Source organism: Plantactinospora sp. B6F1 (genome assembly GCF_040120695.1).
GTDB lineage: Bacteria > Actinomycetota > Actinomycetes > Mycobacteriales > Micromonosporaceae > Plantactinospora.
The window spans coordinates 62,037-70,710 of sequence record NZ_JBEEAC010000029.1; the positions used below are offsets into that span (position 1 = coordinate 62,037).

General features: G+C 73.8%; 7 protein-coding genes. 6 read left to right on the top strand and 1 reads right to left on the bottom strand.

Going from position 1 to position 8,674, the window contains the following annotated elements; translation table 11 throughout:
* Positions 1-240: 240 nt before the first annotated feature.
* A complete protein-coding gene (gene eccD, locus ABNF97_RS27180; RefSeq protein ID WP_349340259.1) occupies positions 241-1,668 on the top strand; it encodes a type VII secretion integral membrane protein EccD in 1,428 nt (475 codons plus the stop codon).
* Between the two features lie 90 nt (positions 1,669-1,758).
* On the opposite strand, the gene ABNF97_RS27185 is transcribed toward eccD, so the two are convergent.
* A complete protein-coding gene (locus ABNF97_RS27185; protein WP_130465438.1) occupies positions 1,759-2,265 on the bottom strand; it encodes an inorganic diphosphatase in 507 nt (168 codons plus the stop codon).
* A 641-nt stretch (positions 2,266-2,906) separates the two neighbouring features.
* Here ABNF97_RS27185 and dacB point away from each other — a divergent pair.
* The 5 genes from dacB (at position 2,907) to ABNF97_RS27210 (ending at position 8,491) form a co-directional block, all read left to right on the top strand.
* On the top strand, positions 2,907-4,397 hold the full coding sequence (gene dacB, locus ABNF97_RS27190) for a D-alanyl-D-alanine carboxypeptidase/D-alanyl-D-alanine endopeptidase (RefSeq protein ID WP_349340265.1): 1,491 nt from the start codon (positions 2,907-2,909) through the stop codon (positions 4,395-4,397).
* A gap of 47 nt (positions 4,398-4,444) precedes the next feature.
* The gene (locus ABNF97_RS27195) at positions 4,445-5,515 is read left to right on the top strand and encodes an Rv3626c family coenzyme F420 biosynthesis-associated protein (protein ID WP_130465437.1); all 1,071 of its coding nucleotides are present in this window, start codon (positions 4,445-4,447) and stop codon (positions 5,513-5,515) included.
* Between the two features lie 6 nt (positions 5,516-5,521).
* Positions 5,522-6,568 (top strand): tRNA lysidine(34) synthetase TilS, encoded by a 1,047-nt coding sequence (tilS, locus tag ABNF97_RS27200; protein WP_130465436.1) that lies wholly within the window; start codon positions 5,522-5,524, stop codon positions 6,566-6,568.
* A 188-nt stretch (positions 6,569-6,756) separates the two neighbouring features.
* Positions 6,757-7,287 (top strand): RNA polymerase sigma factor, encoded by a 531-nt coding sequence (locus tag ABNF97_RS27205; protein WP_349340266.1) that lies wholly within the window; start codon positions 6,757-6,759, stop codon positions 7,285-7,287.
* Positions 7,280-8,491, top strand: coding sequence for a hypothetical protein (locus ABNF97_RS27210; protein ID WP_349340260.1), 1,212 nt, complete (start codon positions 7,280-7,282; stop codon positions 8,489-8,491). The genes ABNF97_RS27205 and ABNF97_RS27210 overlap by 8 nt, the downstream gene beginning before the upstream one ends.
* Positions 8,492-8,674: the final 183 nt, after the last annotated feature.

The window sequence follows — 8,674 nt, forward strand, 5'->3', positions numbered from 1 at the left end:
CGTACGTCGAGCTCCGGGGCACGTCCGGCACGGCCGCTGCCGCTCCGGCCCTGGCCACCCGTGTCCATCTGAGACCTCCCCTAAGGCCGCGCCGGTGGAACCGTCGAGCCGTTCCGGCGGGCCATCCGACGCCCCCGCGTCGCAAATGTCATCGCGCTCGGTCGGACGAGTGTGACCCATCCTAGGTAAAGTGCGGTCGTCCGCGCAGCCATGGGTTGCCCCTTCGATGGAGGACTGTCGATGAGTACCGGGCTCGCCCGCGTCACGATCAGCGCGCCGCAACGACGGGTCGACGTCGCGCTGCCCGAACACCTGCCGCTGGCCGAACTCCTGCCCGAGGTACTCCGGCACGCCGGCGAGGGGCTGGCCGACGACGGCGAGAAACACGGCGGGTGGTTGCTGCGCCGTACCGACGGCGCGCCGTTGGCGGCCGGCAAGGCACTGCTGCCGCAGGGCGTCCGCGACGGCGACGTGCTGCACCTGGTGCCGGCCCGGGCACAGTGGCCGGAGCTGGAATACGACGACGTGGTGGAGGCGATCGCCGACGGGGCGAGGCGCCGGGGCAGCGCGTGGTCCGGGCGGAACACCCGGATCGGCACGCTCGGTGCGGCGGGCGGTCTGCTCGCCGTCTGCCTGCTCGCGGTCGTGGCCGGTGGCACGCTGTGGGAGATGGGCGCCTTCGTCGCGCTCGGTGCGGCCGTACTGCTGTCGCTGAGCGCGGTGGTGGCCTCCCGGGCGTACGGGGACGCCACGGCCGGTGCCGCCCTCGGCGGGTACGCGATGCCGTTCGCCTTCTTCGGCGGCGCCCTGCTGGTCGCCTCCGGGGACCCGGTGGGCGTGATCGGGTGGGTCGGCTGGCTCGGTGCGCCGGAGGCGCTGGCCGGCTCGGTCGCGCTGCTGCTGATCGCGGTGCTCGGCATGGTCGGGGTCGCCGCCGGGCTGCGGGTCTTCGCCGCCGGTGTCTCGGTCGGGCTGCTCGGCGCGCTGGCCGCGCTGGTCGGGTTCGTGGTCTCGGCGGCGGGTTCGGCGGCGATCCTGATGGCCGCGCTGGTCTGTGCGATCGGCATGCTGCCGCTGCTGGCGATCCGCTTCGGCAAGCTGCCGATGCCGCCGATCACGCTACCCACCGGTGCCGAGGCGGCCGAGGGTTTCACCGCGGCGACCCCGATGCCGAGCGGCGTGCGGGAGCGGCCGGACCGGGGACGGGTCTTCGCGGCGGTCGCCCGGACCGAGGAGATGCTCACCGGGATGCTGGTCGGGCATGCCGTACTGGCCGTGGTGGCGGCGCTGGTGCTGGTGGTGGCGGGCGGGTTCTCCGGCCGGCTGATGGTCGCGGTCTCGGCGGCGGCCCTGCTGCTGCGGTCCCGGCTCTTCGTCACGGTCCGGCAGCGGGTACCGCTGATGGCGGCCGGGATCGGCTCTGCCGTGGTGCTCGGGATCGCCCTGCTGTTCCGGATGCAGGAGACCGGCCTGCTGCTGCTCGCCGCCGGCGGCCTGGTGCTCGCCCTGGTGGTGGTCGCGGCCGGCGCGACCTACTCGAAGCGGGAGCCCGGACCCTACCTGGGTCGGACCGCCGATCTCGTCGACACCCTCATGGTGATCGCGGTGGTGCCGGTGGCCTGTGCGGTGCTGGGCCTCTACGCCCAGGCCCGCGGCCTGCTCGGCTGACCGCCCCCAGCCGGGAACATGCGGCGGGGACGAAATCGGCCGGTGCACCCTTGACGGGGTGCCACCGGCCGGTTGCTGCCGTTGCGGGGGTCAGTGTGGTGACTCGCCCCGTTCGACCGCTTCCTGGTGCCGCCGGAACGACGTCCGGATCTCCGCCTCCGCCTCGGTCCGGCCGACCCAGGTGGCACCCTCGACCGATTTGCCGGGCTCCAGGTCCTTGTACACCTCGAAGAAGTGCTGTATCTCCAGCCGGTCGAACTCGCCGAGGTGGTGTATGTCCCGCAGGTGCTCCTGGCGCGGGTCCTCGTACGGCACGCAGAGGACCTTGTCGTCGCCGCCCTTCTCGTCCGTCATCCGGAACATGCCGATCGTCCGGCACCGGATGAGGCAACCTGGAAACGTGGGTTCGGGTACCAGCACCAGAGCGTCGAGTGGATCGCCGTCCTCACCCAGGCTGCCTTCGATGAAACCGTAGTCCGCCGGGTACTGGGTCGAGGTGAAGAGGGTCCGGTCCAGCCGGATCCGGCCGCTCACGTGGTCCACCTCGTACTTGTTGCGGTGACCCTTGGGGATCTCAACCGTGACGTCGAAATCCATCTCGCACGCTCCCTCGTTTGCCGGCGCTGGCCCACGGAACCACAACGATCGGCACCTGCGCGGGTGATCTCGCGATTCACCTTGCCGCCGCCCCCGTGCGGTGTTCGGACCAAAGTAGTGTCGCGTAGGCAGAATTCGACGGGGAGGAGGGGCCGGTGGGGAGTGAAGATTCACACTCGGGCCTGGCCGGAGGGAACCCGCCGGAGCATCCCGCACAGGGTCGCGTGGTGGTGCCGGGCGTCGGCGGGCCGCAGCCGCCCACCGGGTCCGCGCCGGTCCGTGGCCGGGCCGTCGTCCCGCTGCCGGCCAGCCTGCCGATCCCGCCGTCGGACACCCCGAACCACGCGCCCGGCGCGCCGCAGCGGCCCGCACCGCCGCCCTGGCCCGGGCGGTCGGAGGCGGACGCACCGGGCGGGCCGGGAACGCCGGCTTCCGGCAACGGCCCACTCCCATCCGGTACGCCGCCCCCGGGCAGCTTGCCGCCGGGTGGTCCGACTCCGGGCGGTCCGCCCCCGGGCAGCTTGCCGCCGGGTGGTCCGACTCCGGGCGGTCCGCCCCCGGGCAGCTTGCCGCCGGGTGGTCCGACTCCGGGCGGTCCGCCCCCGGGCAGCTTGCCGCCGGGGGTGTCCGGCGGTGGCGCGGTGCCCGGCGGCGTACCACCGGCCGGACGGCAACGCCGGGGCCGGTTGCTCGGCGTACTCGCGGCCGTCCTGGTGTTCGCCCTCGCCGTCGCCGGGGTGGCCGTGGTCCGCCCCGGTCCGGTGGACGGCTGGCTGGGCGGGAGCGACTCGCCGACCCCCGGTGCCGTCGACCCGGCCGAACCGCCGCCACCGCCCGTGCTCGCGGCCGCCGGGGCGAACGCTCCGGTACCCACCCCCGAGGGCGTACGGGCCGTGCTGGGCCCGTTGGTCACCTCGTCCACCCTCGGCGACGAGGTGAACATCTCGGTCGTCGACGCGGTCACCGGGCAGGTGCTCTACGAGAAGGGCCAGGACACCCCGACCGTCCCGGCGTCGACCACGAAACTGGTCACCGCGGCTGCCGTACTCGCGGCACGTGGTCCGGCGTACCGGATCGCGACCCGGGTGGTGGCCGGGCCGAACCCGGGCGAGGTGGTGATCATCGGCGCCGGTGACCCGACGCTGTCGGTGGACGCCACCGGGTGGTACCCGGGCGCCGGGCGGCTCGACCGGCTCGCCGCCCAGGTCAAGAAGGCGCTCGGCGGCACCGCCCCGACGAAGGTGATCGTCGACGGGACCCTCTTCCCCGGCCCGGTCGTCGAACCGGACTGGGACCCGGACGCCCCCACCGGCGGATTCGGCGCGGTGATCACGGCGCTGATGACCGACGGCGCGCGGAGGAATCCGGCGGACAAGGGCCGGGGCCAGGCGCGGTACGCCAAGCCCGACGAGGCCGCCGGGCGGGCCTTCGCCAGGTTGCTCGGGCTGCCGAACTCGGCGGTGGTGAGCGGCACGGCGCCAGCGGCGGCCGCCACCGCCCCGGACACGGCCGCCAGCGCCAGCCCCGGCACCGCCGGGCCGCCGGCCGTCGGCGCCGAACTGGGCCGGGTCCAGTCCCCGCCGATGATCCGGCTGGTCGAGTTCATGCTCCGGGAGAGCGACAACGTGGTGGCCGAGGCGCTGGCCCGGCAGGTCGCGCTCAGCCGGGACAAGCCGGCCTCGTTCGTCGGCGCGGCGGAGGCGGTCGACGAGATGGTCGGCGAGCTCGGGCTGCCGGCGGCGGAGAGTGCGCTCGCCGACGGCAGCGGGCTGTCCCGGGCCAACCGGGTCACCCCGAGCCTGCTGACCGACCTGCTGACGATGGCCGCGAAGCAGACCCGGCCGGAGCTCGCCGACCTGTTCCCGGGGCTGCCGGTGGCGGCCTGGTCCGGCACCCTGCGCGACCGGTTCGACCGGTCCGGCGAGCAGCCGACCACGGCCGGCGCGGGCGTGGTGCGGGCCAAGACCGGCACGCTGAGCGGGGTGCACGCGATCTCCGGCGTGGTGACCACCGCCGACGGCCGGCTGCTGGCCTTCGCCGTACTCGCCAACAAGGTGCCGGTGGGGCAGCTGCAGGCGCAGCCGGCACTGGACCGGATCGTCACCGCCCTGGCCCGGTGTGGCTGCCGCTGACCCCCGAGGTCGGGATTGGGCGTGTTGTGCCCGGGTACGGTGGTGGTATGGCGCAGTTCGTGGACTGGGATCTGGCCGCCGCCACCGCAGGGGCGTTGGGAAAGTCGGGACCTCGGGTCTCGTACGACGAGGCGACCGAGGTGGTGTCCGAGCTGCGTCGGCTGACCGACGAGGCCGCCGGTCACGTGCTGGCGTACACCGGGCTGCGTCCACAGGTCGCCCATCCACCGGTACGGGTGGTGGACCGGCGGGACTGGGCGGCGACCAACATCGCCGGGCTGCGTGAGGTGATCACCCCGCTGATCACCCGCCTCTCCGGGGACAGGCCACCGGGGGTGATCACCGACACGATCGGCTCCCGGCTGACCGGGGTGCAGGCCGGCACGGTACTGGCCTACCTCTCCGGCCGGGTCCTCGGCCAGTACGAGGTCTTCTCCGCCGACCCCGGCCAACTGTTGCTGGTCGCCCCGAACATCGTCGAGGTGGAGCGGAAGCTCCAGGCCGATCCCCGGGACTTCCGGCTCTGGGTCTGCCTGCACGAGGTGACCCACCGCACCCAGTTCACCGCCGTGCCGTGGATGCGCGGGCACTTCCTCGGCGAGGTGCAGGCGTTCGTCGACGCCTCCCAGGCCGGCGGGGACAACTTCCTCGACCGGATCCGCCGGGGCGTCGGCACCCTCTCCGACGCGGTCCGCAACCCGGAGAGCCGGGCCAGCGTGCTGGACATCGTGCAGACGCCCGGCCAGCGGGCGGTACTCGACCGGCTGACCGCGCTGATGACCCTGCTGGAGGGGCACGCGGAGTTCGTGATGGACGGCGTCGGGCCGGAGGTCATCCCGAGCGTCGAGTCGATCCGGGCGAAGTTCAACCGGCGCCGCGAGTCCGGCAACCCGCTGGAGAAGGCGATCCGCAAGCTGCTCGGCGTCGACGTCAAGATGCGCCAGTACGCGGAGGGCCGCAAGTTCGTGCACGGCGTGGTGGACCGGGTCGGCATGGAGGGCTTCAACCGGATCTTCAGCTCGCCGCTGACCCTGCCCCGACTGGAGGAACTCGCCGACCCGGACGCCTGGGTGACCAGGGTGCACGGTCCGGTCGGTCCGGTCGCCACCACCGGCTGACCGGTCGTGGCCGCCCTGCCGCCGCCGGTCGCGGCGATCCGGGTCGCGGTCCGGCGGGCGCTGCACGACGTACCCCGGAACCGTCCGGTCCTCGTCGCCTGCTCGGGCGGCGCCGACTCGCTCGCGCTGGCCGCCGGCACCGCCTTCGTGGCGCCCCGGCTGGGCGTGCCGGCCGGGCTGGTCACCGTCGACCACGGTTTGCAGGAGGGCTCGGCCCGGCGGGCCGCCGACGTCGCGCGGTGGGCCGGCGGGCAGGGTTTCGGGCCGGTCGAGGTGGCGACGGTCGAGGTCGCCGGCCGGCCGGGCGGTCCGGAGGCGGCGGCCCGGGAGGCGCGGTACCGCGCACTGGTCGAGGCCGCCCACCGGCACGACGCCGGTACCGTGCTGCTCGGGCACACCCGCGACGACCAGGCCGAGACGGTGCTGCTCGCGCTGGCCCGGGGCGCCGGCCCGCGCGGGCTCGCCGGCATGCCGGCCACCCGGGAGTACGCCGGGGTGACGCTGGCCCGTCCACTGCTGGAGGTCACCCGCGAGCAGACCCGCAAGGCGTGTGCGCTGCTCGGGCTGACCCCGTGGGAGGACCCGCACAACACCGACGACCGGTACGCCCGGGCCCGGGTCCGCTCCGACGTGCTGCCGGTACTGGTCCGGGCGCTCGGTCCCGGGGTGCTGGACAACCTGGCCCGGACCGCCCGGCTGGCGGCCGAGGACAGCACCGCGCTGGACGACCTGGCCCGGGCCGGCTACGCCGAGGCGCTGATCCGGCCGGCCGGCGAGCAGGCAGGGGCGGCCACGGCCCGTGCGGCCGGCGAGCCGGCGGGAGCGGCCACGGCCCGGCTGGCCGTACCGGTGCTGGCCGGAATGCCGCCGGCGGTGCGTACCCGGGTGCTGCACCTCTGGTGCCGCGAGGTGGGCGCGGCACCGGCCGCGCTGTCGTACCGGCACATCGCGGCGCTGCACGCGTTGGTCAATGCGTGGCGCGGCCAGGGCGCGGTGCACCTGCCCGGCGGCATCCGGGCCACCCGGCGCGGCGGGGTGTTGATCGCGGAGTAGGCCTGGGCCCGTCCGCGTCGTATCGGGGCCGGTCCGGGCGAGTATCACCCCGTCGCCGTGCTCCGTTCACAATGTCCACGGCATCCAGCACGCCGAATGATCTGCAACGCTTCCCTTGCCCGACCTGTGTTGCCTTCGAACGGCCGGGAAGATCGGCCGCACCAGGGAAGGAAGGCAGCGTGATCGCGTTGCAGGGCAAGGGCGACCCGCCGGCGCTCGCCGACACCGGACCACCGGGTCGATCCGACTTCGAGGAGCTCTACGCGGCGCACTTCCAGCCGTTGACCGTCCAACTGTTCGCGTACACGAACGACATGGGTGCCGCCCAGGAGGTGGTGCAGGAGGCGTTCTGCCGGGCGCTCGCGCGGTGGAAGAAGATCGCGCTCTACGACGACCCGTCGGCCTGGGTACGCCGGGTGGCCTGGAACCTCGCCACCAACCGGTGGCGCCGGGCCAGGACGGCCGCCCAGTTCCTCCGACGCCAGCGCGAGGAGTACAGCCCGGCGCCGAATCCGGACCGGGTGGCGCTGGCGCAGGCCCTCAAGGCGCTGCCAGCTCGGCAGCGGCGAGCGGTGATTCTCTACTATCTCGCGGACCTTCCGGTCAACGAGATCGCCCGCCAGGATGGCGTCGCCGAGGCGACGGTCAGGTCCTGGCTGCATCGCGGCCGAACGGCACTCGCGGCCCAACTTTCCGGACAGGGGGAGCGTCATGCCTGACTTCGATGACAAGGTGCTGGCCGGCGCCTTCGCCGAGTTCCGAAACGAGAACATGCCACAGGTGAAGCCACTCGGGGTGGAGGCGGCGTACGCCACGGTGCGCGACCGGCGCCGAACCAGGACGATCACCACGGCGGTGCTGGCGGTGCTCTTCGTGGTCGGACCCGTCACGGCGTACGCGGCGGTCGGTCACGACTCACAGCGGCCACCGCCGTCCATCGTCGCCGACACCCCGACCCCGAAGTCCGAGCCGACCACGCCCCCGGCGTCCACGTCCCCGTCCGCGCCCCCGACGACGCCGCCGGACGGCCGGATCAGCCAGGCGGAGCTGAGCCGGGCCACCCTGGAGATTCCCGCCTGGCCGTCCGACGCGATCGTCTCGGAGTGCGTCTCGGGCTCGGTGCGCTTCGACGGCGGGTATCGAATCGGAGACTCGGTCGGGATGAACTTCGACAAGGTGGTACACACCGACCTCGACGGGGACGGCGCGCGGGAGACGGTTGCCCGGCTTTCCTGCGGCGACCAGGAGACCGCATACCAGGTGTTGGCCTTCGACCGGGACGCGGCCGGCCGGATCCGTACCCTCGGCCGGGTCGTGGCGCAGACCGGGCCGATCAAGGGGATCTGCGACGTCCGGGCGGGGGAGTCCGGCACGGTCCGGGTACAGGTGGTCGACTACCCGGCCCCGCACCACTGCTCGAAGCTGGCGCTGCCCGGGTATGCCCAGAAGCAGTGGCGGACGTACGCCTGGAACGGCGACCGGTTCACCCAGGCCGGCGGGCCGACCGCCTTCCCGTCGAACCAGAGGGTCAGTGATCTGACGGTGACCAGTTCCGACCTGACGTTCGGAGCGCTGGACGGCGGTGTACGCCGGGGCACCATGACGGTGACGGTGCGCAGCCTCGGCCCGGGGATGGTGCCGTACGTGGTCCATCTCACCCTGCCCGGCGGGCTCACCCTGGTGCGGCCCGGCGGTTGCGAGGTGGAGAACTATCCGAGCGGCAGCATGGGCGTGAGCTGTGACTATCCCGCGCTCAAGCCGAACGCGAGCCGGACCTTCACATTCGAGTTCACCGCTCCGCGTGCGATCGAGATCGAACTCGTGCCGGAGGCGCTGGTTCAGCAGGAAGGCTGGGGTGAATCGGCCGCCTGGGGTGACCCGGAGGGGGACAACAACCGAACGGAGTTCTCCATCACGTTCTGATCGAGCGACATCGATCTCCACCCCGGCGTCGGCCGGTCGCGTGGCGGGCGGCCGGCCGCACCCGGGGGGGGTTGGGGGGGGGCGCGGGGCGGCTGGGCGACCGGCCGGCGCCACCCGGGGGGAACGCGGATCACGCGCACGGGGGCCGACGGGGTCGGGGGCAGTAGCCGGTCGGGGGCGTGA